At 44.6% G+C, this 24,189-nt stretch carries 19 protein-coding genes, 3 rRNA genes and 4 riboswitches; of the genes, 3 read left to right on the top strand and 19 right to left on the bottom strand.

The window, feature by feature from the left end; genetic code table 11:
- Window positions 1-26: 26 nt before the first annotated feature.
- The 16 genes from purK to NSQ43_RS05520 form a co-directional block, all read right to left on the bottom strand.
- A complete protein-coding gene (gene purK / locus NSQ43_RS05595; RefSeq protein WP_339253775.1) occupies window positions 27-1,145 on the bottom strand; it encodes a 5-(carboxyamino)imidazole ribonucleotide synthase in 1,119 nt (372 codons plus the stop codon).
- Window positions 1,142-1,630 carry a 5-(carboxyamino)imidazole ribonucleotide mutase gene (purE, locus tag NSQ43_RS05590; RefSeq protein ID WP_339253773.1) on the bottom strand — a complete coding sequence of 163 codons (489 nt, stop codon included), beginning with the start codon at window positions 1,628-1,630 and terminating at the stop codon, window positions 1,142-1,144. Before purE ends, purK begins: the two co-directional genes overlap by 4 nt.
- 150 nt (window positions 1,631-1,780) lie before the next feature.
- A riboswitch (purine riboswitch) is annotated at window positions 1,781-1,880 on the bottom strand.
- 86 nt (window positions 1,881-1,966) lie between these two features.
- The gene (locus NSQ43_RS05585; protein WP_339253771.1) at window positions 1,967-2,158 is read right to left on the bottom strand and encodes an NETI motif-containing protein; all 192 of its coding nucleotides are present in this window, start codon (window positions 2,156-2,158) and stop codon (window positions 1,967-1,969) included.
- Window positions 2,155-2,682, bottom strand: a complete 528-nt coding sequence (locus NSQ43_RS05580) for a DUF5698 domain-containing protein (protein WP_339253768.1) — start codon at window positions 2,680-2,682, stop codon at window positions 2,155-2,157. Before NSQ43_RS05580 ends, NSQ43_RS05585 begins: the two co-directional genes overlap by 4 nt.
- Before the next feature lie 130 nt (window positions 2,683-2,812).
- The gene (locus NSQ43_RS05575) at window positions 2,813-3,259 is read right to left on the bottom strand and encodes a hypothetical protein (RefSeq protein WP_339253766.1); all 447 of its coding nucleotides are present in this window, start codon (window positions 3,257-3,259) and stop codon (window positions 2,813-2,815) included.
- A 179-nt stretch (window positions 3,260-3,438) separates the two neighbouring features.
- A 5S ribosomal RNA gene (gene rrf / locus NSQ43_RS05570) occupies window positions 3,439-3,554 on the bottom strand.
- An 85-nt stretch (window positions 3,555-3,639) separates the two neighbouring features.
- Window positions 3,640-6,573: ribosomal RNA gene (locus tag NSQ43_RS05565) — 23S ribosomal RNA — on the bottom strand.
- 356 nt (window positions 6,574-6,929) lie between these two features.
- A 16S ribosomal RNA gene (locus NSQ43_RS05560) occupies window positions 6,930-8,481 on the bottom strand.
- Together the 16S, 23S and 5S rRNA genes form the textbook arrangement of a ribosomal RNA operon.
- A gap of 458 nt (window positions 8,482-8,939) precedes the next feature.
- Complete coding sequence (locus NSQ43_RS05555; RefSeq protein WP_339253764.1) at window positions 8,940-10,274, bottom strand: NCS2 family permease; 1,335 nt, start codon at window positions 10,272-10,274, stop codon at window positions 8,940-8,942.
- Between the two features lie 113 nt (window positions 10,275-10,387).
- A riboswitch (purine riboswitch) is annotated at window positions 10,388-10,489 on the bottom strand.
- Window positions 10,485-11,834: a glutamine-hydrolyzing GMP synthase gene (guaA, locus tag NSQ43_RS05550; RefSeq protein ID WP_339253762.1), complete on the bottom strand. Its 1,350-nt coding sequence runs from the start codon at window positions 11,832-11,834 to the stop codon at window positions 10,485-10,487. (Overlaps the previous riboswitch by 5 nt.)
- Window positions 11,835-11,941: 107 nt before the next feature.
- Window positions 11,942-12,043: riboswitch (purine riboswitch) on the bottom strand.
- A gap of 31 nt (window positions 12,044-12,074) precedes the next feature.
- Window positions 12,075-14,270 carry a DUF4129 domain-containing transglutaminase family protein gene (locus NSQ43_RS05545; RefSeq protein WP_339253760.1) on the bottom strand — a complete coding sequence of 732 codons (2,196 nt, stop codon included), beginning with the start codon at window positions 14,268-14,270 and terminating at the stop codon, window positions 12,075-12,077.
- Entirely contained in the window at window positions 14,267-15,478 is a 1,212-nt protein-coding gene (locus NSQ43_RS05540) for a DUF58 domain-containing protein (protein WP_339253759.1), read from the bottom strand. The genes NSQ43_RS05545 and NSQ43_RS05540 overlap by 4 nt, the downstream gene beginning before the upstream one ends.
- Window positions 15,475-16,425 (bottom strand): MoxR family ATPase, encoded by a 951-nt coding sequence (locus NSQ43_RS05535; protein ID WP_339253758.1) that lies wholly within the window; start codon window positions 16,423-16,425, stop codon window positions 15,475-15,477. Before NSQ43_RS05535 ends, NSQ43_RS05540 begins: the two co-directional genes overlap by 4 nt.
- 151 nt (window positions 16,426-16,576) lie before the next feature.
- On the bottom strand, window positions 16,577-16,888 hold the full coding sequence (locus NSQ43_RS05530; RefSeq protein WP_339253756.1) for a hypothetical protein: 312 nt from the start codon (window positions 16,886-16,888) through the stop codon (window positions 16,577-16,579).
- A gap of 46 nt (window positions 16,889-16,934) precedes the next feature.
- Entirely contained in the window at window positions 16,935-17,759 is an 825-nt protein-coding gene (gene nadE / locus NSQ43_RS05525; RefSeq protein ID WP_339253754.1) for an ammonia-dependent NAD(+) synthetase, read from the bottom strand.
- Between the two features lie 11 nt (window positions 17,760-17,770).
- Window positions 17,771-19,240, bottom strand: coding sequence for a nicotinate phosphoribosyltransferase (locus tag NSQ43_RS05520; RefSeq protein ID WP_339253753.1), 1,470 nt, complete (start codon window positions 19,238-19,240; stop codon window positions 17,771-17,773).
- Window positions 19,241-19,385: 145 nt separating this feature from the next.
- Here NSQ43_RS05520 and NSQ43_RS05515 point away from each other — a divergent pair, with 145 nt between their 5' ends.
- Window positions 19,386-20,219 (top strand): type II CAAX endopeptidase family protein, encoded by an 834-nt coding sequence (locus NSQ43_RS05515; protein WP_339253752.1) that lies wholly within the window; start codon window positions 19,386-19,388, stop codon window positions 20,217-20,219.
- 28 nt (window positions 20,220-20,247) lie between these two features.
- Here NSQ43_RS05515 and NSQ43_RS05510 read toward each other — a convergent pair whose 3' ends face one another.
- Window positions 20,248-20,562, bottom strand: coding sequence for a multidrug efflux SMR transporter (locus NSQ43_RS05510; protein ID WP_339253750.1), 315 nt, complete (start codon window positions 20,560-20,562; stop codon window positions 20,248-20,250).
- Window position 20,563: 1 nt separating this feature from the next.
- Window positions 20,564-20,902, bottom strand: coding sequence for a multidrug efflux SMR transporter (locus tag NSQ43_RS05505; RefSeq protein ID WP_339253748.1), 339 nt, complete (start codon window positions 20,900-20,902; stop codon window positions 20,564-20,566).
- A gap of 138 nt (window positions 20,903-21,040) precedes the next feature.
- A riboswitch (SAM riboswitch) is annotated at window positions 21,041-21,146 on the top strand.
- A gap of 231 nt (window positions 21,147-21,377) precedes the next feature.
- On the opposite strand from NSQ43_RS05505, the gene NSQ43_RS05500 reads away from it, so the two are divergent.
- Window positions 21,378-22,505 carry a methionine biosynthesis PLP-dependent protein gene (locus NSQ43_RS05500; protein WP_339253746.1) on the top strand — a complete coding sequence of 376 codons (1,128 nt, stop codon included), beginning with the start codon at window positions 21,378-21,380 and terminating at the stop codon, window positions 22,503-22,505.
- Window positions 22,506-22,550: 45 nt separating this feature from the next.
- Here NSQ43_RS05500 and NSQ43_RS05495 read toward each other — a convergent pair whose 3' ends face one another.
- Complete coding sequence (locus tag NSQ43_RS05495) at window positions 22,551-23,120, bottom strand: NADPH-dependent FMN reductase (RefSeq protein ID WP_339253744.1); 570 nt, start codon at window positions 23,118-23,120, stop codon at window positions 22,551-22,553.
- 225 nt (window positions 23,121-23,345) lie between these two features.
- Here NSQ43_RS05495 and NSQ43_RS05490 point away from each other — a divergent pair, with 225 nt between their 5' ends.
- Window positions 23,346-24,170, top strand: coding sequence for a phytoene/squalene synthase family protein (locus NSQ43_RS05490; RefSeq protein ID WP_339254811.1), 825 nt, complete (start codon window positions 23,346-23,348; stop codon window positions 24,168-24,170).
- Window positions 24,171-24,189 lie beyond the last annotated feature (19 nt).

Here is a 24,189-nt window from a genome sequence, read left to right as displayed (position 1 = left end):
AATTGAAATCGGTATAATTTGTTAGATTAAGCCCAAATACTTGTAGAATCTATATCTTGTAACGTTTTCTCAATATCATCCGTCATGATTGTCACATGACCCATTTTACGTTTTTCCTTCGCTTCCGCTTTACCGTAAAGATGTACGGACCAATCCGGGTAGTTCACGATAACTTTTTTAAGTGGAGCCACATGCTCACCTAATACATTCACCATAATGGACGGCGCCCATAGCTTCGGTTTTCGAAGTGGCCAACCACAAACCGCGCGGATATGCTGGTGAAATTGCGATACATTACACGCCTCGATCGAGTAATGCCCCGAATTATGCGGCCTTGGTGCCAATTCGTTGATGATAATTTCATCATTTTCGAGTACAAACATTTCTACAGCCAATGTTCCGACAAGCTCAAGGTGGTCTGCAATCTGTTTAGCGGCTGCCTCAGCCTGCGCAATAACTTCAGGACCCACCCTTGCCGGTACAATCGATTCATGTAAAATATGATCTTTATGAATGTTTTCAGCGATTGGCAGGCAATACGATTCCCCATCCGGATTCCGTTGAATGATAACTGAAATCTCTTTTGTGAATGGGATGAAAGCCTCTGCGATGCATGATGAATGTTCGAATAGACTTTCCGCCTCATGAATGTCTTTTGGTGAATCAAGCTTCACTTGCCCTTTGCCGTCATATCCACCGAAAGTGGTTTTCACGATGCAAGGAAAACCGGCTGTATTAATTTTCCCCTTTAACTCGTCAAACGTTTCTGCTGTCACATAGTTAGCAACCGGTGCGCCAGATGCCTTAATCTCCGACTTTTCGGTAGCTCTGTTTTGGGTAATTCTAACAAGCTCGGCCCCTTGCGGCACATAAGCGATTTCGCTAAGTCGCTTTAAGCCATCATAATCTATATTTTCGAACTCGTACGTAATGACATCGCTAACTTCACCAAGCTCTTCAAGGGCAGTTTCATCATTATAGGGAGCGACAATCCGGATATCTGCAATCTGCCCACAAGGCGAATCCATCGTAGGATCAAGCACAGCTATACGAAAACCCGCTTCCTTCGCTGCGAGTCCCATCATTCTGCCTAACTGCCCTCCGCCTATTATTCCGATTGTCTGTCCTGGTAAGATTGTCTTCATTCCAATTCACCGCTGCTTTCCAATGCCGCATCGCGCATTTTTTCTCGACGTCCTTGGAGTCTCTCTCGAAGTTCCGAATCATGCACCGCTAAAAACTGTGCAGCAAGCAGGCCTGCATTCGTTGCTCCTGCCTTGCCAATTGACACAGTTGCGACCGGAACACCGTTAGGCATCTGGACAATCGATAGCAATGAGTCCATTCCGTTTAACGCTTTCGATTGAACTGGAACACCGATGACTGGTAATAAAGTCTTTGAAGCTACCATTCCCGGTAGATGTGCTGCCCCGCCTGCACCAGCGATAATGACTTCAATTCCTCTTACATGCGCCTGTTCCGCATACTCAAACATATAATCAGGTGTTCGGTGTGCCGAGACCACTTTCTTTTCAAATGGCACATTCAGTTCATCCAAAATATCGCAAGCATGCTTCATCGTTTCCCAATCACTTTTACTTCCCATGATGACGCCGACTTTCGGTTCCACAGACAATTCCTCCTTCTCTTCAATGAAATGAAAAAATCCCTGAATAAACCATTTTCCACATACATGGAAAGCAGTTCACTCAAGGATGAAAGTTCAAATGACGATTGGAAGATAGTACACATTTTAGAATGGTACATTCCTCGCCAAATCCTTAAATTCGCTTTCCCGCATAGTCCGGACATTTCGGTGTCCTGGTAGAAACGCTGAAGCCAATTCCTCAGCATATATGTGGGTTCCTCTATTACTACCTTTATAATATCAACTGACACTAACTACGTCAATAAAAAATACGAACAATAAATAACACCAATTATTCATCGTTCGTATTTCGGACAACTATTCACTTAAAATCCCTTTGAATTTAATAACTTGACGGATTGGGACATACTCTCCAGCCTCTTCCTTAAAAACCGGTTCTTCTTTTCGACCAGCGACCGAATACCCGGCATCAGAGAGGCGTTGCAAGCATTCAGCGATTGTCTCACCCTCTTCAACTTCAAACCAAACCGTTTTCTTTTTTGAACTCATTTAAACAAATTTCCTTTCCTAACAGACTTTACCCAAAATCCTCCATGGATCGTTTTTGGCTCATATGCAATAATAAATGCTTTTGGATCAAGCTGTTTGATTGTATCATAAAGTTTCAACTCATCCTTACGCGGAGTCAAAATCTGCAACGATGACCGTCTACCCTCTAAACCATTCGCAGACCAATCCGTCACACCATACCCTTTTTCACGTAATAATTTCGGCATTTCATAGTCTATGTCCGCGGTGATCACGTTAACGGTAATATAACCGAGTGCAAGTTTCTCCTCAATTTTTGATCCAATAATGACACCAATTCCATAACCGACAGCATATGCGATGATATTTTGTATTTCATTCAGATTATCTAATACTAAGCCAAGGCCGACAACATATATTACTACCTCAACCATACTTACGGCAGCAGCAATATACCTGTACCCTTTCAGTGTAAGAATCATACGTACCGTAAAGAAAGTCACATATACGATATTAATTGCAAAGATGATAAGAACCATAGTCATTATTCGTCAACCCCCTTCTTCTAGGATGACCTTCATCTTAACGCTCAATACAGTGGAATTCAAGAAATTAATAGTGGTGGAAGAGGATGGAAATGGATAAATGAACTTTAAGGCGCGGGAGGCGGATTGTTTAGCTTAGGGCGGGATTCTTGAGCGCTGGATGAGATTGTTGAGCGCCTGGCCGGATTCTTGAGCGCGAATACGAATTCTTGAGCACCTGGCCGGATTCTTGAGCGCGAATACGAATTCTTGAGCGTCGAACCAGATTCTTGAGCGCAAATAAGGATTCTTGAGCACCTGGCCGGATTCTTGAGCGCGAATACGAATTCTTGAGCACCTGGCCGGATTCTTGAGCGCGAATACGAATTCTTGAGCGTCGTACCAGATTCTTGAGCGCAAATAAGGATTCTTGAGCACCTGGCCAGATTCTTGAGCGCGAATACGAATTCTTGAGCGTCGAACCAGATTCTTGAGCGCAAATAAGGATTCTTGAGCACCTGGCCAGATTCTTGAGCGCTAATACGAATTCTTGAGCGTCGTACCAGATTCTTGAGCGCAAATAAGGATTCTTGAGCACCTGGCCGGATTCTTGAGCACTTGAACACCTTTTTTAATAAAAATCATTTATCGCGAGTCGCGGTTCAATCCCTGTTATTTTCCACTTGCCCTTTTGTGCCAAGTGCCCTTTACACTTAAAAGGTTTTATAAATACTAATTATTAAACACAAAAAAACCACCCCCACAGGGATGGCCTTTGCCCGGCGACGTCCTACTCTCACAGGGGGAAGCCCCCTACTACCATCGGCGCTGAAGAGCTTAACTTCCGTGTTCGGGATGGGAACGGGTGTGACCTCTTCGCCTTCGTCACCAGACTATGTAAGAACGATTCTTGTTCGTTCAAAACTGGATAAAAGAGACATTGTTGCGACTTCAAGTTCAACCGTACTTTATAACTTTAAGGTTAAGTCCTCGATCGATTAGTATCCGTCAGCTGCACGTGTCGCCACGCTTCCACCCCGGACCTATCCACCTCATCATCTTTGAGGGATCTTACTTACAAATGTAATGGGAAATCTCATCTTGAGGGGGGCTTCATGCTTAGATGCTTTCAGCATTTATCCCGTCCACACATAGCTACCCAGCGATGCCTTTGGCAAGACAACTGGTACACCAGCGGTGTGTCCATCCCGGTCCTCTCGTACTAAGGACAGCTCCTCTCAAATTTCCTGCGCCCGCGACGGATAGGGACCGAACTGTCTCACGACGTTCTGAACCCAGCTCGCGTACCGCTTTAATGGGCGAACAGCCCAACCCTTGGGACCGACTACAGCCCCAGGATGCGATGAGCCGACATCGAGGTGCCAAACCTCCCCGTCGATGTGGACTCTTGGGGGAGATAAGCCTGTTATCCCCGGGGTAGCTTTTATCCGTTGAGCGATGGCCCTTCCATGCGGAACCACCGGATCACTAAGCCCGTCTTTCGACCCTGCTCGACTTGTAGGTCTCGCAGTCAAGCTCCCTTATGCCTTTGCACTCTACGAATGATGTCCAACCATTCTGAGGGAACCTTTGGGCGCCTCCGTTACACTTTAGGAGGCGACCGCCCCAGTCAAACTGCCCACCTGACACTGTCTCCTGCCCGGATCACGGGCAAGGGTTAGAAGTCCAATACAGCCAGGGTAGTATCCCACCATTGCCTCCTCCGAAGCTGGCGCTCCGGATTCCAAGGCTCCTACCTATCCTGTACAGGCTGCACCGGAATTCAATATCAGGCTACAGTAAAGCTCCACGGGGTCTTTCCGTCCTGTCGCGGGTAATGCGCATCTTCACGCATATTATAATTTCACCGAGTCTCTCGTTGAGACAGTGCCCAGATCGTTACGCCTTTCGTGCGGGTCGGAACTTACCCGACAAGGAATTTCGCTACCTTAGGACCGTTATAGTTACGGCCGCCGTTTACTGGGGCTTCAATTCAAAGCTTCGCTTGCGCTGACCTCTCCTCTTAACCTTCCAGCACCGGGCAGGCGTCAGCCCCTATACGTCACCTTACGGTTTTGCAGAGACCTGTGTTTTTGCTAAACAGTCGCCTGGGCCTATTCACTGCGGCTCTCTCGGGCTTTAACACCCTACCAGAGCACCCCTTCTCCCGAAGTTACGGGGTCATTTTGCCGAGTTCCTTAACGAGAGTTCTCTCGATCACCTTAGGATTCTCTCCTCGCCTACCTGTGTCGGTTTGCGGTACGGGCACCTCCCGCCTCGCTAGAGGCTTTTCTTGGCAGTGTGAAATCAGGGACTCCGGGGATAATTCCCCTTGCTGTCACAGCTCAATGTTATAGGAACGGGATTTGCCTCGTTCCACACCTCACTGCTTAGACGCGCATGACCAACAGCGCGCTCACCCTATCCTTCTGCGTCCCCCCATTGCTGATAACGGCGGGGAGGTGGTACAGGAATATCAACCTGTTCTCCATCGTCTACGCCTTTCGGCCTCGACTTAGGTCCCGACTAACCCTGAGCGGACGAGCCTTCCTCAGGAAACCTTAGGCATTCGGTGGAAGGGATTCTCACCCTTCTTTCGCTACTCATACCGGCATTCTCACTTCCAAGCGCTCCACCAGTCCTTACGATCTGGCTTCGACGCCCTTGGAACGCTCTCCTACCACTGACACCAAAGGTGTCAATCCGCAGTTTCGGTGATCCGTTTAGCCCCGGTACATTTTCGGCGCAGCGCCACTCGACCAGTGAGCTATTACGCACTCTTTAAATGGTGGCTGCTTCTAAGCCAACATCCTGGTTGTCTGGGCAGCGCCACATCCTTTTCCACTTAACGGATACTTGGGGACCTTAACTGGCGGTCTGGGCTGTTTCCCTCTCGACTACGGATCTTATCACCCGCAGTCTGACTCCCAAACATAAATCATCGGCATTCGGAGTTTGTCTGAATTCGGTAACCCGGGATGGGCCCCTAGTCCAAACAGTGCTCTACCTCCGAGATTCTTTCGTTTGAGGCTAGCCCTAAAGCTATTTCGGAGAGAACCAGCTATCTCCAGGTTCGATTGGAATTTCACCGCTACCCACACCTCATCCCCGCACTTTTCAACGTACGTGGGTTCGGGCCTCCAGTAAGTGTTACCTTACCTTCACCCTGGACATGGGTAGATCACCTGGTTTCGGGTCTACGACCCCATACTCATTCGCCCTATTCAGACTCGCTTTCGCTGCGGCTCCGCATTCTCTGCTTAACCTTGCATGGAATCGTAACTCGCCGGTTCATTCTACAAAAGGCACGCCATCACCCATTAACGGGCTCTGACAACTTGTAGGCACACGGTTTCAGGTTCTCTTTCACTCCCCTTCCGGGGTGCTTTTCACCTTTCCCTCACGGTACTGGTTCACTATCGGTCACTAGGGAGTATTTAGCCTTGGGAGATGGTCCTCCCGGATTCCGACGGAATTTCACGTGTTCCGCCGTACTCAGGATCCACTCTGGAGGGGATGGACTTTCGACTACGGGGCTTTTACCCGCTATGGCGGACCTTTCCAGGTCGCTTCGTCTAATCCATCCCTTTGTAACTCCGTATAGAGTGTCCTACAACCCCAGGAAGCAAGCTTCCTGGTTTGGGCTCTTCCCGTTTCGCTCGCCGCTACTTAGGGAATCGATTTTTCTTTCTCTTCCTCCGGATACTTAGATGTTTCAGTTCTCCGGGTGTGCCTCGTTCACGCTATGTATTCACGTGAACGTACTGCCCCATTACGGGCAGTGGGTTTCCCCATTCGGAAATCTTCGGATCAATGCTTACTTACAGCTCCCCGAAGCATATCGGTGTTAGTGCCGTCCTTCATAGGCTCCTAGTGCCAAGGCATCCGCCGTGCGCCCTTTCTAACTTAACCTTCATACGGCTTTCGATAAGCGGCGCATTACTTCGTCAGCTCCTTCACTCCGGTCCTCATGTGCCTAAGCACGTTCCGGTCCTCGTTCGGTCGCTTCCTCGTCCTGCTTGCTTCTCGAAACCCTCAGGTGAGTAGTAGTATATAGCGATATATACATACAAACTCGTTAAAAAAGTATAAATCAATCACAAAAGTGATCGACTCGGTTGATTACTTGATGTTTTGTTGCTTCAATGTCGTTTTATCCAGTTTTCAAAGAACAAGTTTTGAAAGTCATCATAGAAGATGAACCTTCAAAACTGAACGCAAAACGTCAACGTATGAACCGGAGGTTCATATTCCGTAATTATCCTTAGAAAGGAGGTGATCCAGCCGCACCTTCCGATACGGCTACCTTGTTACGACTTCACCCCAATCATCTGTCCCACCTTCGGCGGCTGGCTCCCGTAAGGGTTACCCCACCGACTTCGGGTGTTACAAACTCTCGTGGTGTGACGGGCGGTGTGTACAAGACCCGGGAACGTATTCACCGTGGCATGCTGATCCACGATTACTAGCGATTCCGGCTTCATGCAGGCGAGTTGCAGCCTGCAATCCGAACTGGGAACGATTTTATGGGATTGGCTCCCCCTCGCGGGTTCGCAGCCCTTTGTATCGTCCATTGTAGCACGTGTGTAGCCCAGGTCATAAGGGGCATGATGATTTGACGTCATCCCCACCTTCCTCCGGTTTGTCACCGGCAGTCACCTTAGAGTGCCCAACTGAATGCTGGCAACTAAGATCAAGGGTTGCGCTCGTTGCGGGACTTAACCCAACATCTCACGACACGAGCTGACGACAACCATGCACCACCTGTCACCGCTGTCCCCGAAGGGAAAGACATGTCTCCATGCCGGTCAGCGGGATGTCAAGACCTGGTAAGGTTCTTCGCGTTGCTTCGAATTAAACCACATGCTCCACCGCTTGTGCGGGTCCCCGTCAATTCCTTTGAGTTTCAGCCTTGCGGCCGTACTCCCCAGGCGGAGTGCTTAATGCGTTAGCTGCAGCACTAAGGGGCGGAAACCCCCTAACACTTAGCACTCATCGTTTACGGCGTGGACTACCAGGGTATCTAATCCTGTTTGCTCCCCACGCTTTCGCGCCTCAACGTCAGTTACAGACCAGAAAGTCGCCTTCGCCACTGGTGTTCCTCCACATCTCTACGCATTTCACCGCTACACGTGGAATTCCACTTTCCTCTTCTGTACTCAAGTCCTCCAGTTTCCAATGACCCTCCACGGTTGAGCCGTGGGCTTTCACATCAGACTTAAAGGACCGTCTGCGCGCGCTTTACGCCCAATAATTCCGGACAACGCTTGCCACCTACGTATTACCGCGGCTGCTGGCACGTAGTTAGCCGTGGCTTTCTAACGAGGTACCGTCAAGGTACGGGCAGTTACTCCCGTACTTGTTCTTCCCTCGCAACAGAGCTTTACGATCCGAAAACCTTCTTCGCTCACGCGGCGTTGCTCCATCAGACTTTCGTCCATTGTGGAAGATTCCCTACTGCTGCCTCCCGTAGGAGTCTGGGCCGTGTCTCAGTCCCAGTGTGGCCGATCACCCTCTCAGGTCGGCTACGCATCGTCGCCTTGGTAGGCCGTTACCCCACCAACTAGCTAATGCGCCGCGGGCCCATCCTGCAGTGACAGCCGAAACCGTCTTTCAGAGTTCTTCCATGCGGAAGAACCGATTATTCGGTATTAGCCCCGGTTTCCCGGAGTTATCCCCATCTGCAGGGCAGGTTGCCCACGTGTTACTCACCCGTCCGCCGCTAATATCAGGGAGCAAGCTCCCTTCAATCCGCTCGACTTGCATGTATTAGGCACGCCGCCAGCGTTCGTCCTGAGCCAGGATCAAACTCTCCATAAATTCGGCCGGCGATACGCAGCGCATCGGGGTGTCAGCTTCAGTCGTTCGGTCGGTCACGTGCCTAAGCACGCTCCCTCCCTCACTTCTTCGCTTCCTACCGCTGCACTACGTCTCGCCAACCTCAAGAGAAATTCGAATAGCTCGAGTTTCTTGCCGGCATCATTTAAGATGTCAATTTTGAATCCGAAGATTCGTTTGTTCTATTCACCGACGGGGTCGGCTCCAGAACTTTATTTGTTGACGTTTTGCTGTTCAGTTTTCAAGGTTCATTTGTTTGTCTGTTGCTGTCGGTTTATGTCGTGCTCCCGACTGCTTTATTACTATACCAAATCATTTTTACTTCGTCAACACTTTTCCTAAACTTTTCACGCTACCCCCTCCCCTTATTCAAGAAATCCTTTATTTACAGGGTTTGTGATATAAAAAAGAACGGCTCAATAGAACCGTTCCGACAATACTTACTTAATAAATATGAAGTAAAGAATAAAGATAATAAACATTGCATACATGATTGGATGGATTTCTTTTCGTCTACCGCTTAACAGCATAGTGATCGGATAGAAGATGAACCCGATTGCGATACCTGTTGCAATGCTGTAAGACAATGGCATGAAGATGATAACGAAAAATGCCGGGATTGCGATTTCGAATTTAGTCCATTCAATATTTCCAAGAGCCGATACCATTAGAACACCAACAATAATTAATGCCGGAGCTGTAACTTCTGGTGTAATGATGAAGAGCAATGGTGAGAAGAACAAAGCCAAGATGAAAAGCAAACCAGTAACAATAGAAGCAAATCCTGTTCGTGCCCCCGCAGCGACGCCCGCTGATGATTCAACATAAGAAGTTGTCGTTGACGTACCGAAAACTGCTCCCGTTACAGTAGCCATTGAGTCTGCAAGCAATGCTCTTCCTGCACGTGGTAATTTGTCTTCTTTCATTAGTCCTGCTTGTGTAGCTACTGCAACAAGCGTACCTGCTGTGTCAAAGAAGTCGACGAATAAGAATGTGATGACAATGACAAGGAATTGCGTTGTCATTAAAGACATCGGGTCTTGGGAAAACACATCAAAAGCAGCCCCGAAAGTCGGAGAAACATCAGGAACCTTATCGACGATTTTAGTCGGTACTTCAATCAAACTAACAAACATTCCTACAATAGTAGTAAGAATCATTCCATAGAAGATAGCGCCATTAATTTTTCTCACCATCATGATTACAGTAACGATCAAACCGAATATGGCAAGCAATGTAGGACCCGAAGATAAATCCCCAAGCGCCACAAGGGTGTTTGGATCCCCTACTATAATATTGGCATTTTGTAGTCCAAGGAAAGTGATAAATAAACCGATACCCGCTCCAACCGCATACTTCAATTGAGCAGGAATTGCATTAATGATTAATTCACGTAATCCGGTTAAGGATAGGATGATAAAAATAACACCTGAAAATAGAACACCAGTCAATCCTACTTGCCAAGGAATTCCGTAAGTTAACACAACTGTAAAAGCAAAGAATGCATTCAATCCCATACCCGGAGCAAGTCCAATAGGATATCTTGCGATCAACCCCATAAATAAGGAACCGACTGCTGCTGCAAGTGCGGTTGCGACGAAAACGGCACCTTTATCCATTCGCATTGCTTCAGGTAGATCCGGAACAGCTTCGAGTGACAACATAATCGGATTAACCGCCAATATATAAGCCATAGCCAAGAATGTTGTTAATCCCCCAATAATTTCCCTACGGTAATTCGTTCCTAACTTGTCGAATTCAAAGTATTTCTTCATAATAACCGTCCTTTTATTAGTTTCATAGTCTCATAGTGTTAAAAATAAAAAAGGAAGCATACGACCTATACTCGTATGCTTCCCTAATGACAGTTAAATTAAAAGGATTTTCTCCTATCTAATTCAAATATCGTAGTCGGAACATTTAAGGTGTTCCGGTAGAGACTTATGGGCCATATTCCCAAGATTATACGATGCGTTTATTAAGTTTTATTCCCACTCGATTGTGCCAGGTGGTTTTCCAGTAATATCATAGACCACACGGTTTACATGGTCAACTTCAGTTGTGATGCGTGTGCTGATTTTCTCAAGAATATCCCAAGGAATTCTTGCCCAATCTGCTGTCATGCCATCTACTGAATGTACTGCACGAAGTCCCACTGCGTAATCATAAGAACGTTTTTCGTTTCTGACGCCGACGCTGCGGATATCAGGCAGGATTGCAAAGTACTGCCAAATTTCACGGTCAAGGCCGGCTTTCGCGATTTCATCACGAAGAATCCAGTCCGCTTCTCGGACAATATCAAGCTTCTCTTCTGTGATTTCACCTAATACGCGAACACCAAGTCCTGGTCCAGGAAATGGTTGGCGATGCACGATTTCTGAAGGAAGGCCAAGTTCAGCGCCGACTGCACGAACTTCATCTTTGAATAATGCCTTCAATGGCTCGATCAATTCGAATTCCATGTCCTCAGGTAGACCGCCTACATTATGATGGGATTTGATGACTTCTTTTGTTGCTGTTCCACTCTCAATAATATCTGCATAGATCGTACCTTGTGCAAGGAAGTCGATTCCCTCAAGCTTCGCTGATTCCTCATCGAATACATAGATGAATTCATTTCCGATAATTTTACGTTTTTGCTCTGGATCAGTTACGCCTTTCAGCTTGTCCAAGAAGCGTTTACGCGCATCCACTTTAATGAAGTTCATATGGAACTGATTGCTGAACGTATCGACAACACTTTCTACTTCACCTTTACGAAGCAGACCATGGTCAACAAAGATACAAGTCAATTGGTCACCGATTGCACGATGGATCAATGCAGCAACTACCGATGAGTCGACACCGCCACTTAGTGCACAAAGGACTTTTCGATCGCCAACTTGAGAACGGATTTTTTCAATTTCAATTTCTATGAAGGTTTTCATCGACCAGTTTGCTTCTGTTTCGCAAACATCCTCAACAAAATGTCGAATTTCTTCTTTTATGTTGTCGCCAGTTGAAATCGTTTCGATTGTGGAGAAGCCGGTTGGTAACGCTGAAGTTCCCCCGAAATGTTTAACAATGAATTGTGCACCTGATTCGATTCCAAGCACTGGGATGCCTAAGTCGAACACTGCAGTATCAATGCTGAACATTTCTTCTTTTTCGCTTCCGGCAAGGATGATTCCGACAGCTTGCATGCTTTTCAGTTCATCAGCTGTAACTGTATAAGGGTGTAATTCACTGTAAACGCCTAACTCACGTATCGTCCGCGTGATTAGTTGATTATATTTGCTACCAAAATCAATTACTACAATCTTTTCCTGTTCGATCAATAAAGGAGCAGTTGACAATTGATCCACCTCTTCCAAAGTAATTTCCGATACCTGAAATCAGTAAAGACGCGTTAGAAAGTAGTCCTTTCCACGCGTCTTACCATTCTACAATAGGCATAAATAGACAAAGCCATCCATGCCTTCATAGACAAGTCATTAACGGTGACTTGGTAGAAACGTCCGAACCATATTATCAGACATATACGAGGGCTATCGGTTGTTCATTTTTTCCTATCATACATCTCGGTTCCGCAAAAATCAACCGGTTGCCCTAATGATTAAATCTTCCCATATTTCCTGTAAACTTGCCCAATCTTGATGATTTGTATACCCGCCGTAAAGCCCTTGCTCATACACTTCGGTTAGTTTGCCCATTTGCCTTCCTCCGAAGTAAGTATCCACAGTCTTTGCATATTCCGCCAGCGTCATACTGTCGGTTCTCAAAATACCGAAACGTTCCAATTGCTTGAGCAGACTTTTGTATTGTTTCGTAAACTGCACCCAATTAGGCTTTCTTCTTCGATAGGAATGAACTAATAGCTTCGGAACCCACCTTCCTTGGTTCCTGTAAATTAGCCAAACAACTAATAAAAACGAGATGATACCAATAATTCCAACCCAAGCGTGTTTTTTCAAATAATCGCCTGTTGATTTCATGAAAGAACCAAAACCACCCGAACCATTTGCCTTAGCCACTGGGGTTTCATCTTGTTTTGGCTCAGGTCTTTCGCGTTCTTCCATATTCGGCATTTCCGGATCACTTATATCCGTTTCAAGATCATATGTTATATCGGTAGGATTAGAAAATCCAATAGTCGGTTCAAAAGGTACCCAACCGAATTCTGGAATATATACCTCTACCCATGAATGCGCCTCATTATTGGTGATTTTATATTCTATTTTTCCATTCGAGTTTGCCTTTCCTTCTCCCGGTGCAAACCCTTTTACCCATCTCGCGGGGATATCGACAGACCTTAGCATGACAACCATCGATGTTGAAAAATTATCACAGTAGCCTCTTTTCGTATCAAACAGGAACTGATCCACATAGTCTTCATTTCCCCTTGGAATCGCCACGTTCTGCTGATCATACGAAAAACCGCTTCTTGTAAAATAGCGTTCAATCGATTTTGCCTTTTCATAAATGCTCTCTTGTTTATCTGTAATTTCCACAGCAAGTTCTCGGACGCGATCAGGTAATTGTTCAGGGAGCTGAAGGTATTCAGAGAGTTCCGGAATTTCCGGATCCGAATTATAGTTATCCATGGTCACTTCACGCAACGCCTTCAAACTATAGGATTGTTCAGTAAAATCCACACTGAATGTATCCAAATCATAGCTCTCCCCATCCATCATTGCCCATAATTGGCCGGTCTCCTTTTGCTTTTTAAGCAAGACATCAGTTGGTGCATGAACTTTGGATGTCCCGTACGGGTAAACGAGGTAAGGCAATTGCTCCCTCATGCTAATTTCTGCATGTAGATTATTGTCAGCTTCCGAATAATCAACCTCTTGCATAATAGCACCAGGTACATAAGTGACTGGTGGATTTTCAACTACTTGTTGTTCCCAACCTTTTGAAGTATACGTATTTTTCGTTTCAATCTTCCAGTACTGTTTTCGTGGGACCGTAGCAGTAAAGACTAAGGTATCGTCTTTTGAAAAGGCACCACCTAACTTTGAGTCATCCGAATCGTATCCACTCTTGGCCGCAATCCCGCCTGTTCCGCTCCCTTCTCCAAGAACTGCGGACTTCAAGAAAGGAATCGGATCCGCCCAGACTGGACCTTTTTCGGGCATGAAGCTTGCGAATGCACTGCTTGCTATCACAGCAAATAATAAAGGGACAGAAAAGGCTGCGAACATTCCTGTATTCAATCTTCTATCATGTTTTTCAGTCAAACGAGATATGGTCAATAAACCGATTAACAGGAGACCGGTAACCATAATGCGGAAAATTGCCGCATCCGCGACATATGAGCTGAATGTATCCAGCACGGAAATGAAAATGACCGTCATCGCATAAAAAAGCAGTATGCTTTTTCGTACTTCAATCCAATGCCGGATCAAATAAATCGTCATCCATAAAAGTACGAAAAAAAGGACAGTCCTCATTGGATTCGTGATGTTCTGCCAATCGCCAACAGCTATAATTGCAAAGTTCGAAAATAGATCCCTCGCTAAAAGGGTCGTGGATTCTTTTGTTAGAAAAACGATGTGGTAATAAACAAAATGGATCGACCAGAAAAGATAGATGAGTTTCAATGGGACAGATAGCCACCACTTCATCCCTATTAATCTAAAAAGGAAAGAGAGCCCGATGAACCAAAGAAATATCCCTATATATTCGGTATCCGTCAATTCAATGACTGGCAATAGCCATTCCCATAACAACATAAAGGCGAGCGCATATATGAGTATAAGAAAGCGAATATCCGTCTTTCCATCCTTCATAAGTTCGCCACCTCCTTGAATGCATCGGAAAATTGCATTTTGCCTAATACATGAATTGTGATACCCTTCGATTCAGCATATCTAATCTGTTCCTGCAAACGCGCTGAAATCGGAACACTTTTATCTACGACGACAAAGCATATTACGGATCTTCTATTTTTAACAAACCCCATCGCGGATTGAACAAATGGCCAATCGGGGCTTCCGGTTACGAGGACAACACTCCCAGCAACAGCTGTAAACGCAAATGATTCCAATGGATTTAAATCGTCTGCAGGTATCGGCCTTACTTTTGCCAAATGCACAAAAACATCATGCAGCTGATCCGCAGAGTTGATGAATGGAAATACGGATGTCTCTGCACCTGCCGAAACAAATGCAATGTTCGACTGGTGACCTGAAGCTTCCTCTACTATGGAGGCCGATAGTTCAACCTGTTCCTCGAAGGTCTCAGACTCTCTATTATCAAGCAAAATGATAAGGTCCTCTGATTGTCGATCCTCAAATTCCTTCGTCATCAGATTTTGAGTTCGTGCAAATGATTTCCAATGAATCCAAGTGACCCGATCACCCGACTGATAATCCCTTACTCCCGTAGCCATAGTCGTATCCTTAATAAGTGAGAATGGCGAGGCTAACGAACCTCGATCATATTGAGCATTGATCGGTGCGTAATGCATTGGTGTCGTATTTGGGAATACAAGTATCGTATCCTTCAAAACTATAAATCCTTTTTTTTGAATCCAACCGAAAAAATCAGTTACTTCTATTTCAATTCCCTCGACAATATGTTCACCTCGCGGCAAAGAAGCGATCTCATAGGACCATTCAACTTCTTTTTTAAATCCGAAGATAAAAACATGCTTCGTCTGGTTGTTTGCATTCACAGCCAACTCGGGATTGACCCATTTATCACTTGCTACGGTATAGAGCAATGGAAAAGGAAACGATCGACGAAGTTTAACGGTAACCGTAAGTTTCCCACCACTTTTCACCGTATGTGAACGGGTAATGCGTTCCGCCTTTATCGTATTAATCGGATAGACAAAGAGGATGATTGAATACAAAAGGAAAGGAGTCAACATATAAAAAATCGTCCAGCTTACTTTCCCTCCTTGAAACATTGCAAAAACATATACGGAAAAGAAGAGGCTGACGATGAACGCAAAGCGACCTGTCATCGATAACAGTTTTCTTCCTTTTTTCATTTCAATTTTACCCGCTCAATCGGTACGCTAATTTTCGTAAGTATCCTCTCCACAATTTCGTTTGCAGTGATTCCTTCGTATTTCGCCTCCGATTTGAGGATGATACGATGACCAAAAACAAACGGTGCTAAATACTTCACATCATCAGGCGTCACATATGTCCGTCCTTTAATCAGTGCATAGGCCTGGCAAGATTTCATAAGCGCAAGTGACCCACGCGGACTGACGCCAAGGTATACGTAAGGGTTATTTCGCGTTTCAGAAGCGCAGTCAACAATATATGTTTTGATGGTGTCATCGACATTCACTTCTTTTACGGCATGTTGAAGCTCAGTCAATTCCCGGATTGTCAATACGGTTTCCAGATGGTCAATCGGCACAGTTTTTTCTGCACGAGCTAAAACTTGCACCTCTTCAAGTCTTTTCGGGTAGCCCATCTTCAATTTGAATAAAAATCGGTCTAATTGCGCCTCTGGCAATGGGTATGTTCCTTCATATTCAATGGGATTCTGAGTAGCCATAACAAAAAACGGTTGTGGAATACGAATCGTTTCTCCATCAACAGTAACAGATGATTCTTCCATACTCTCAAGTAAAGCGGCTTGCGTCTTCGGCGAGGTACGGTTGATCTCATCAGCAAGTACAATATTACCGACAATTGGTCCCGGCCTGAACTCGAATTCCATCTCCTTTGGATTGTAGATCGAAACGCCAAGGACATCGGATGGCAATAAATCCGGCGTGAACTGTATACGTTTAAAAGTGGCTCCTATCGATTTGGCCAATGCTTTTACCATCATCGTTTTTCCAACACCCGGTACGTCTTCAAGGAGAACATGGCCGCCTGCAAGTAAAGCGGTTACACTTAACTCCGCAATATCACGTTTCCCTATCATCACCTTATCGATATTCGCCAAAACTTTATCAATCACTTGTGCATGTGTCATTCTCTTTCCTCCATTTCCAGCTTCTCTCTATTTAACATGTCCGAAAATTTACAAAATGTAACTTTATAATACAATAATTCTATGTATCCTACAACCTTAGTAACAATATGGAGAGACATGTGCTTGCGGGCCGAACGTCGAATGAGTTCTCCTATATACCGAAAGAGTTCTCGTTAACGTCGAATAAGTTCTCCTTTATACCGAAAGAGTTCTCGTTAACGTCGAATGTGTTCTCCTTTATACCGAAAGAGTTCTCATTAAGGTCGAATGAGTTCTCCTTTATGCCGAAAGAGTTCTCGTTAACGTCGAATGAGTTCTCCTTTATACCGAATGAGTTCTCGTTAACGTCGAATGAGTTCTCCTTTATGCCGAAAGAGTTCTCGTTAACGTCGAATAAGTTCTCCTTCATACCGAATGAGTTCTCATTAACGTCGAATGAGTTCTCCTTTATGTAAAATTTCAATTAAAAAACCCCACTATCAGTAGCAAATTGATAGTGGGTTTTGTATTCATTTCCAAAAATCATCAAAAATTGTAATTGGCGTATGCCTCTTATGTTCGGACCTACGGTAAAGCCTTTCAATTGTTTCAAGTGCCTGTTCGGAAACCGGTTTTCCTTCAAGGAAATCGTCAATTTCTTCGTACGTGACACCAAGGGCAACCTCGTCTGGCAAAGCTGGCTTCTCGTCTTCGAGATCCGCAGTCGGCACCTTATTGTACAAATGCTCGGGACATCCAAGTTCTTTCAATAGTTGCCGACCTTGACGTTTGTTCAGCCGGTAAATCGGCATCAGATCTGCAGCCCCATCCCCGAATTTCGTATAGAAACCAGTTAAAGCTTCTGCCGCATGGTCCGTGCCTAATACGACACAACTTAGGGTAGCCGCAATGGAAAATTGGACTTTCATGCGCTCACGGGCCTTTTCATTCCCTTTTGTATAATCAGAAATGACAATGCCGGCTTGAACAAGCGCTCGTTCACTGGCATCCACTGCTTCCTTCACGTCGACAGTGTATGTTACGGACGGCTTCATAAATTCAAGTGCATCTTGTGCGTCATCCTCGTCAAATTGTTTGCCATATGGGAGCCTAACGGCGATGAACTTATACCGATCTGTCTGATTTTCCTCATTCAACTCATCGACTGCCATTTGGGCAAGTTTCCCGACAAGTGTTGAGTCCTGGCCCCCGGAAATACCAAGTACGAAGCCGTTTACGAATGTATTTTTCTTCGCATACTCCTTCATGAAGTCAATTGATTTACGAATTTCTTCTTTTGGATCAATTTCAGGCTTGCTCTTTAACTGAGCAATTACCTCTTCTTGGAATGTCATGTCTGGACCTCCTATTTCATCGAGAACTCATCGACCAGTTCTTGTACTTCACGAATATTGCGCATCTTGTTATCCCAACATTTTTGGCTGAGGTCAACAGGGTATTCTTCGGGATTCATAGAGCGTTTATATTCATCCCATAATAAATTCAAGTTTTCATGGGCATAGTTGCGCATCTCATCCAATGAAGGATTTGTATAAGTAACTTTACCACCTTCGACCACTTTTGTATGCAGATCGATGGCATCGAAGTTCGTCACGAATTTCGAGATGAACGTATGCACAGGATGGAACATTTTAATCCTTTTTTCAACGGTTGGATCTTCGTCATGCATTGTGATGTAGTCGCCCTCAGCTTTGCCATTCTCACGGTCGATAATACGATACACTTTTTTCTGACCAGGAGTCGTCACTTTTTCAACATTATTCGAAATCTTGATCGTATCTTCCATCTCGCCATTTTCATTTTCGATTGCGACAATCTTATAGACAGCACCAAGTGCAGGTTGGTCGTAGGCTGTGATCAGCTTTGTTCCAATCCCCCATGTATCGACCTTTGCCCCTTGGGCTTTCAAGTTCAGGATAGTGTATTCATCAAGATCATTCGATACAACGATTTTCGCGTCGGGGAATCCTGCTGCATCAAGCATACGACGTGCTTCTTTCGATAGGAATGAGATGTCACCACTATCTAATCGGATTCCGATGAAATTGATTTTATCACCTAACTCTTTCGCGACTTGTATGGCTGTCGGTATGCCGATTTTTAGCGTGTTGTACGTATCAACAAGAAACACGCAGTCCTTATGGCGTTTAGCGTATGAATGAAATGCCTCGTATTCACTTTTATATGCTTGGACCATTGAATGTGCATGTGTTCCAGCGACGGGAATACCAAAACGTTTCCCAGCCCGTACATTACTTGTCGCTTCAACTCCGCCAATGACAGCGGCACGTGCTCCCCAAACCGCTGCATCCATTTCATGTGCACGGCGGCTTCCGAATTCCATGACAACATCATCTTTCACAACCTGTTTGATGCGGCTTGCTTTAGTTGCTATAAGTGTCTGGAAGTTCACGATGTTTAATAGTGCCGTTTCAATAAGCTGTGCTTCAGCAAGTGTCGTTTCTACCCGAAGGATTGGCTCATTCGCAAATACAAGTTCCCCTTCTTTCATGGAGTAAACGTCGCCTGTGAATCGAAGTTCTTTTAAATAGGCAAGGAAATCTTCTTGAAAACCAAGTTCGTTCCTCAAATAGGCAATATCATTTTCACTGAAATGAAAATCCCTTAAATAATCAAGGATCCGTTCAAGACCTGCAAAAATTGCGTATCCGTTGCCGAATGGCAAACTTCTAAAGAAAAGTTCGAACACCGCTTTCCTCTCATGGATGCCGTCCGCCCAATAGGATTCCGTCATATTAATTTGATAAAGATCGGTATGTAATGCCAAGCTATCGTCTGTATAAATCGAGCTCATGCCAAATCTCCTTCTTCCACGTTCTAATGCTCTTAGTATACACTATTTACCCGATTTCAAATGGGAAATAACATTAATTATCAATTCATGGAATATAGTGACATATCATTCCAGTTCGCCTAAGATGAATCAAGGGGGTGTTTTTTTGTTTGAGCAGATGAAAATCCGATACTTATTCGCGTTATCGGTTGCTGGTTTACTTATTTTAGTAGTTTTCGCAGTTGGAATTGGGGTTAACGAAGAAGTCTTTGGTGCAGCTGCAAATATTCTTATTTACGCAATCATCCCTGCAATATTCTTCGGATATTATTTTAATAAGTACCCGAACATGATTCGAGATACTGTTTTCTTCAAGGGGATTAGATCTTGGATACCGGCCATTGTTGGCATCGTCATTGTATCCATCGCCCTTTCGTTAAGCGCATTTTGGCTCCTTGTCTCTATCGTTGACCCAATTCTCCCGGCATTTACTGATTTTCTAATGACAGAGGTGCCAATGCCAACGAATCCCGTCTTGTTGGTAATTGAAATTTTCGCTATCACCATTTTGGGTCCAATCGTTGAGGAATTCGTCTTCAGAGGGGTTTTCTTACATCGTTTCATGAAGAAAACATCAATGTGGGGCGGTATTTTGATATCGAGTATTCTCTTTGGGGTTTTGCATGCTGACATGATTGGCGCCTTCCTTTTCGGCATTATTGCATGTCTACTTTACTTGCGGACCGGAAACCTCTTACTACCGATATTGATGCATATATTAAACAACATACTTGCTGTTATCTCTTCATTTTTACCGGCCTCATGGTTCGATGGGGTGGTTGTTGCAACGCGAGAGGATATTGGAAATAATGCAGGGACTTTGTCAATCCTCCTTATTATCAGCTCCATTTTGACTATCTATATAATAGTGAGGTTAGCAAGAGGGGTATCGCAGAAAAGGGCAGAAGCATTGAATGCGCTTGAAACGACATCCGAATGAGTAAAAGGGCGACTGAATCGCCCTTTTTTCATCCAAATAATTTCAATCCGACTGCCCCACCGATGATTAAGCTTAAGAATAAAATCCGTTTCCATCCAGCCGCCTCCTTGAAGAACAATATGCCCATCAAAACAGCCCCCGCAGCACCTAATCCAGTCCAAACCGCGTACGCAGTCCCCATTGGAATTTCGCGCATCGCAAGCGATAGAAAAAAGAATCCAATGGAAAATGTAGCAACAATCATGACTAACCGTTGCCATGACCTCTTATGCAAATATAAGTTTATAGCCATGACTCCGAAAATCTCGCCTAAACTGGCGATGACAAGATAAACCCATGCCATTTCATTCGCCCCCCTCTTTCACAGAGACCGGCTCAACGGATGTCATCTTTATCCCAATCACACCGACGATAATCATTGCGATGAAAAAAACCTTCGAAACGGAAAACTCCGCATTAAAAAACAAAAAGTCGACCAACACAATTGCCGCAGCGCCAGAACCTGTGAAAACCGCATAAACCGTGCCTGACGGCAGTTTCTCACATGCTTTTATAATTGCATAGAAACTAATGATAATCGCAACAACAGTTCCTGCCCACTCTATTGGAGAGTCAGAATACCGAAGTCCAATAACCCAGAACACTTCGATGACCGCTGCCAATAATACATAAAGCCAAGCCAATAAAAATCCCCCTCATCACCAAACATGCCCCTATTATAACAAATCATCTATATAATTATTTCAGTGTACCCTTGCAATCTATATAAAATCATGTTATTTTTAGATAAGTCATTTTTCCAACAATTATATATTTTTTATTTCTTATCAAGAGAGACGGAGGGATTTGGCCCGATGAAGTCTCAGCAACCAGCCTGATTTGGCATGGTGCTAATTCCAAAAGACGACCCAGTCTTGAAGATAAGAAGATTGATTTCAACAAACGTTGAAGGCCCTCTTCTTATTCGAAGAGGGCCTTTTTATATGATCTAATTTCAGGGTGTTTCTGTTGATTGAAGCGAAAGGCGGCGACTCCTGCGGGAACAGCACGAGCTGAAAGCCCCGCAGGAGTGAAGCGCGACGAGGAGATTGAAGCCGTGCCCGCGGAAAGCGTCCGCCTGTAGCGGAAATCAACATTTATAGAAAAAAGGAGATGGACATGTTGACAAATCATAGCATAAACACGAAATTGGTACAGTTAGGAAATCAAAGCGATCCAAGAACAGGAGCAGTCAATCCCCCGCTCCATTTCTCCACCGCCTACAAACATGACGGCTTAGGGCTTTCCACAGGATACGACTATACAAGAACGAAAAACCCAACACGGACTATCTTGGAAGAAGGAATTGCCAATTTGGAAAATGGTGACCGGGGATACGCATGTAGTTCCGGGATGGCTGCAATACAACTTTCCCTCTCCATCTTCAAACCTAAAGATGAACTGATTGCACCTGAAGACATTTACGGAGGGACCTATCGCCTGTTCAAACAATATGCAAATATATATGGCATTAAGACTTCTTATACTTCATTTCAAAGTGTAGAAGAAACAGAGAAGCTTATTACAGAGAACACAAAAGCACTATTCATCGAAACACCTACAAATCCACTCATGCTAAAAATAGATATCGAGAAATACGCAGAGCTTGCGAAAAAACATGGGTTGCTGTTAATCGTTGACAATACGTTTTTGACACCTTTCTATCAACGCCCACTTGAACTTGGTGCGGATATTGTCATCCATAGCGCAACAAAATATATCGGTGGCCATAATGATGTATTAGCCGGTCTTGTTGTTGCCAAAGGGGAAGAATTATGCAATCTCTTAAGCGAAAACCATAATGCAATTGGTGCCACGTTATCACCTTTCGATTCATGGCTTGTCGTCCGTGGATTGAAGACGTTGCATGTTCGGATGAAGCAACATGACGCAAATGCAAAAGAACTTGTCACTTATCTGAAAGATGAACCGCTTGTTGCGGATGTCCTGTATGCAGGAAAGGGCGGAATGATTTCATTTCGCTTACAGGAAAGTGAATGGGTAGGTCCGTTTCTTGAGAACTTGCGCCTTATTACTTTCGCTGAAAGCCTTGGCGGAGTGGAAAGCCTCATTACCTATCCTACAACACAAACACATGCAGATATTCCGGAAGAGGAAAGGGAAAAACGTGGAGTGGATAAGCGGCTATTACGTTTTTCCGTCGGGTTGGAAGAAGCTCAGGATTTAATTGAAGACTTAAAGCAGGCCCTAACGGCAGCTTCAAGATCTGCTGTTCTTTCCAACTAAATTAAAAGGCCGCCTTGAGCAATTCAAGGCAGGCCATTTTTAATATTAAGCTCGAAGTTCAGCAAATGCTTTAGTCTTTGAGTAAAATTCGATAAAGTTGTTCACGACTTTGTCCAAGAAATCTATCGTCGCTTGGTCTGTCAATTGCCCTGTCTCGTCAACTTTTTGTTGAATGGAACCGATGAACACATCATTATTAGGCAAAAGTGCAGGTGAGAGCATCGGGTTGGAAAGAATTTGTTTTAAGTGCATTTGGGCACGTACCGTTCCTAACACACCTGCTGAAGCGCCGATCATGAATGCAGGCTTATCTTTTATAGCGAAGTTGCTTCGTGATAGCCAATCTACGGCATTTTTCAATACGCCAGGAATCGAGTAATTGTATTCAGGAACCGCGAAGAGGATTGCATCCGAATCTCTTACATTATCCATGAATTCTGTAACGACCTCTGGAGGATTGCTTTCCAAGTCTACCGAAAACATTGTTAGGTCATTGATGAAAACAGGTGTGATTTCTAACTTCCCCACGTACTTTTCCCTTAAAAACTCGACCACTTTCAAATTCACTGATCTGGAACTCGTACTGCCTATAATTGCCTTAACTTTAATAGTCATTTTTAATAATCCCCTTTTCACATAGCATTTCCATACGAAAGCAAGGTATGCATAAAAGCATTCATCTTGAATTCAAAACTTTCATTAGACAATATCTCATATTCAACATAGATTCTCAACAAATCTGGTTGGGTCAGGATTGGCAAGTTACTTATTGAATAGTGTATGATAATCATAATAACGCGAGTGACGTATTTTCTTTTTTAGTAATGAAGGAGGATCCAACTGATGAACGAAGCAAAATTGCAAAAAGATGCAATGCATATACTGAAGCTTACAAGCAGAACCTTTTATATACCGATTAAATTGCTGAATCCTACATTGCGCAAGACTGTCGGTTCCGCATACTTATGCATGCGTGCGATTGACGAAATCGAGGATCACGAGGAATTGCATCCCGATATCAAGCAGTATTTACTTCGGTCTACGAGTAAACTTTTGCAGAACGAACTATTTGATGAAGCCGCATACAGGGATTTACTGAAGCCATATGAAAGCCTCCTGCCAGAAGTTACGCTTAGGCTTGGCGATTGGCTCACCGTTTGTCCAGCGGGCATCGTTGAAAAAGTAAAAGAGTCGACAAGCATAATGGCAGACGGAATGGCGAAATGGGTTGAAAAGAATTTTATAATCAAAACGAAGGAAGATCTCGACGACTATACTTATTATGTCGCAGGACTTGTTGGTGTGATGTTATCCGATATTTGGGAGCAATTTGATGGTACGAAAACGGATCGGGAACTTGCCATCGGTTACGGTCGCGGACTACAAGCTGTAAACATGCTTCGCAACCAGGATGAGGATGCAGATCGCGGTGTGAATTTCATCCCGGATGGTTGGACAAGAAAAGAGTTGTACGAATACGCGGAAGCCAATTTGAAGAAGGCTGATGAATATATCGAGTCCATTTCTAATAAGAACATTTTGTTATTCTGCAAAATCCCACTTGCGCTCGCGAATAGAACAATTAACGCAATGCAAAGCGGACAAGAGAAAATGAACCGCAAAGAAGTTGAATCCACTGTAGAAGCGATTTTGAATGAACAATAATACATCGACTTGGCCCCAA

The sequence above is a fragment of the Sporosarcina sp. FSL W8-0480 genome, assembly GCF_037963765.1.
In the GTDB taxonomy this organism is placed as follows: domain Bacteria; phylum Bacillota; class Bacilli; order Bacillales_A; family Planococcaceae; genus Sporosarcina.
Note: the sequence above shows the minus strand (reverse complement) of the source record. Positions and strands in the feature narration are given on the sequence as shown.

What these genes read in the sequence shown, in the direction of transcription:
- NSQ43_RS05555 (WP_339253764.1), bottom strand. Translation starts at nt 10,274, where the DNA reads ATGAAGAAATACTTTGAATTCGACAAGTTAGGAACGAATTACCGTAGG.
- NSQ43_RS05535 (WP_339253758.1), bottom strand. Translation starts at nt 16,425, where the DNA reads ATGACACATGCACAAGTGATTGATAAAGTTTTGGCGAATATCGATAAG.
- NSQ43_RS05510 (WP_339253750.1), bottom strand. Translation starts at nt 20,562, where the DNA reads ATGGCATGGGTTTATCTTGTCATCGCCAGTTTAGGCGAGATTTTCGGA.
- NSQ43_RS05545 (WP_339253760.1), bottom strand. Translation starts at nt 14,270, where the DNA reads ATGAAGGATGGAAAGACGGATATTCGCTTTCTTATACTCATATATGCG.
- purK (WP_339253775.1), bottom strand. Translation starts at nt 1,145, where the DNA reads ATGAAGACAATCTTACCAGGACAGACAATCGGAATAATAGGCGGAGGG.
- NSQ43_RS05540 (WP_339253759.1), bottom strand. Translation starts at nt 15,478, where the DNA reads ATGAAAAAAGGAAGAAAACTGTTATCGATGACAGGTCGCTTTGCGTTC.
- NSQ43_RS05500 (WP_339253746.1), top strand. Translation starts at nt 21,378, where the DNA reads ATGTTGACAAATCATAGCATAAACACGAAATTGGTACAGTTAGGAAAT.
- nadE (WP_339253754.1), bottom strand. Translation starts at nt 17,759, where the DNA reads ATGACATTCCAAGAAGAGGTAATTGCTCAGTTAAAGAGCAAGCCTGAA.
- NSQ43_RS05580 (WP_339253768.1), bottom strand. Translation starts at nt 2,682, where the DNA reads ATGACTATGGTTCTTATCATCTTTGCAATTAATATCGTATATGTGACT.
- NSQ43_RS05495 (WP_339253744.1), bottom strand. Translation starts at nt 23,120, where the DNA reads ATGACTATTAAAGTTAAGGCAATTATAGGCAGTACGAGTTCCAGATCA.
- NSQ43_RS05520 (WP_339253753.1), bottom strand. Translation starts at nt 19,240, where the DNA reads ATGAGCTCGATTTATACAGACGATAGCTTGGCATTACATACCGATCTT.
- NSQ43_RS05585 (WP_339253771.1), bottom strand. Translation starts at nt 2,158, where the DNA reads ATGAGTTCAAAAAAGAAAACGGTTTGGTTTGAAGTTGAAGAGGGTGAG.